1 rRNA gene is annotated in these 3120 nt (G+C 58.0%); it reads left to right on the forward strand.

The window, feature by feature from the left end:
- Window positions 1–3120, forward strand: a 23S ribosomal RNA gene (locus LO763_RS28540).

Consider the following 3120-nt stretch of genomic DNA (forward strand, 5'->3'; position numbering starts at 1 on the left):
GTTAAGTTGTGTAGGGCGCATGGTGGATGCCTTGGTGCCGGATGACCGATGAAGGACGTGTGAGGCTGCGATATGCCTGGGGGAGTTGCCAACTGGACTGTGATCCCAGGGTTTCCGAATGGGGTAACCTGGCCGGTTTAGTGACCGGTCGCGCTCGCCTGAATGTATAGGGCGGGTTGTGGTGTGGCGGGGAAGTGAAACATCTCAGTACCTGCTGTGGAGAAAACAAGAGTGATTCCGTGAGTAGCGGCGAGCGAAAGCGGAGGAGGCTAAACCTGGTTCGTGTGATAGCCGGCAGGCGTTGCGGGTCAGGGGTTGTGGGACGTTGCCGTTGGGTTCTGCCGAGCTCAGGTTCACGCATTAGCAGCTAGTCGAACGGTGTGGGAAAGCCGACCGGAGTGGGTGAGAGTCCCGTAGATGAAGGTTGTTGATGGTGTTCGGGTGGCGCACCCGAGTAGCGCGGGTTTCGTGGAGGCTCGTGTGAATCTGCCAGGACCGTCTGGTAAGCCTAAAGAGGTCCGGTGACCGATAGTGGAGAGTACCGTGAGGGAATGGTGAAAAGTACCCCGGGAGGGGAGTGAAAGAGTGCCTGAAACCATGTGCCTGTAATCCGTCAGAGCCTGGCTCGTAGATTCGTCTGCGGGTGGTCGGGTGATGGCGTGCCTTTTGAAGAATGAGCCTGCGAGTTATGGTATGCCGCGAGGTTAAGCCGTTGTGGTGGAGCCGGAGCGAAAGCGAGTCTGAATAGGGCGTTGAGTGGTGTGTTGTAGACCCGAAGCGGGGTGATCTACCCATGTCCAGGGTGAAGCGGCTGTAAGAGGTCGTGGAGGCCCGAACCCACCTAGGTTGCAAACTGGGGGGATGAGGTGTGGGTAGGGGTGAAAGGCCAATCAAACTCCGTGATAGCTGGTTCTCCCCGAAATGCATTTAGGTGCAGCGTCGTGTGTTGCACCGTGGTGGTAGGGCGCTGGTTGGGTGATGGGCCGTGTCGGTTACTGAGCTCAGCTAAACTTCGAATGCCATGGTGTTGAGTGCGGCAGTGAGTCGGCGGGTGAGAAGATCCGTCGTCGAGAGGGAAACAGCCCAGATTACCGGCTAAGGCCCCTAAGGGTGCACTGAGTGGAAAAGGATGTGGGGTCGCGTTGACAGCCAGGAGGTTGGCTTAGAAGCAGCCATCCTTGAAAGAGTGCGTAATAGCTCACTGGTCGAGTGGTTCTGCGCCGATAATGTAGCGGGGCTGAAGTGCACCGCCGAAGCCGTAGCAATGCCCGATAGTTTCGACTGTCGGGGTTGGGTAGGGGAGCGTCGTGCCTGGGGTGAAGCTGGGGGGTGACCCGTCCGGTGGACTTGGTACGAGTGAGAATGCAGGCATGAGTAGCGAAACACAGGTGAGAATCCTGTGCGCCGATTGACTAAGGGTTCCAGGGGACGGTTGTTCCGCCCTGGGTTAGTCTGGGCCTAAGGCGAGGCCGAGAGGCGTAGTCGATGGAGAACCGGTTGATATTCCGGTACCCGAATGCCGCGTATGAGTGATAGCGGTTGTGCTAACCGGCTGGGAGCCGGTGTTGGTGGTCCTTCGGGATTGCTGGCATCAGCGACTGGTTGGGGTCCTTTCCGTGTGTAGCGTAGTGATGGGGTGACGCAGTGGGGTAGCCGTACCGTCTGGTGGATTAGGCGGGGTAAGGTGGTAGCCCGCGTTCCCAGGTAAATCCGGGGACGCTGCTTTCAATAGCGAGGGTGAGCGCTGAAGCATAGCCCGTATGGGTGAATTCGGTGATCCCGTGCTGTCGAGAAAAGCCTCTAGCGAGTGGTGTTCGGCCAGTACCCGAAACCGACACTGGTGGTCAGGTAGAGTATACTGAGGCGTTCGAGTGATGTGTGGTTAAGGAACTCGGCAAATTGCCTCCGTAACTTCGGGAGAAGGAGGGCCCCAAACCGTGGTGCGAAGCGCACGGAAGCGGTGGGGGGTTGCAGAGGCCAGGGGGAAGCGACTGTTTACTAAAAACACAGGTCCATGCGAAGCCGTGAGGTGAGGTATATGGACTGACGCCTGCCCGGTGCTGGAACGTTAAGAGGATCCATCAAGGCTTTGGCCTGCAGTGGTGAATTGAAGCGCCAGTAAACGGCGGTGGTAACTATAACCATCCTAAGGTAGCGAAATTCCTTGTCGGGTAAGTTCCGACCTGCACGAATGGCGTAACGACTTCCCCGCTGTCTCAACCACATGCTCGGCGAAATTGCAGTACGAGTAAAGATGCTCGTTTCGCGCGGCAGGACGGAAAGACCCCGGGACCTTTACTATAGCTTGGTATTGATGCACTATTTGGTTTGTGTAGGATAGGCGGGAGCCTGGGAAGCTGCGACGCTAGTCGTGGTGGAGGTGTTGGTGAAATACCGCTCTGATCTGATGGTGTGTCTCACCCGCGGCCCTGATCGGGTTGGGGGACAGTGCCTGGTGGGTAGTTTAACTGGGGCGGTTGCCTCCTAAATGGTAACGGAGGCGCCCAATGGTGCCCTCGGGCCGGTTGGAAACCGGTCGGTGAGTGTAAGCGTAGAAGGGTGCTTGACTGTGAGACCGACGGGTCGAGCAGGTGCGAAAGCAGGGGCTAGTGATCCGGCACCAACGTACGGATGTGGTGTCGCTCAACGGATAAAAGGTACCCCGGGGATAACAGGCTGATCTTCCCCAAGAGTCCATATCGACGGGATGGTTTGGCACCTCGATGTCGGCTCGTCGCATCCTGGGGCTGGAGTTGGTCCCAAGGGTTGGGCTGTTCGCCCATTAAAGCGGCACGCGAGCTGGGTTTAGAACGTCGTGAGACAGTTCGGTCCCTATCCGCCGCGCGCGTAGGAGATTTGATGGAGGGCTGTCCCTAGTACGAGAGGACCGGGATGGACGAACCGCTGGTGTGCCAGTTGTCCCGCCAGGGGCATGGCTGGTTGGCTACGTTCGGGAGCGATAACCGCTGAAAGCATCTAAGCGGGAAGCGTGCTCTAAGATGAGATCTCCGTCAGCGCAAGCTGGTGAGGCGCCCAGAAGATGACTGGGTTGATAGGCCCGACATGGAAGCGGTGCGAGCCGTGGAGTGGACGGGTACTAACCGCCGAGAACTTAACACA

The sequence above is a fragment of the Glycomyces amatae genome, from assembly GCF_020991375.1.
GTDB classification, from domain to species: Bacteria; Actinomycetota; Actinomycetes; order Mycobacteriales; family Micromonosporaceae; genus Glycomyces; species Glycomyces amatae.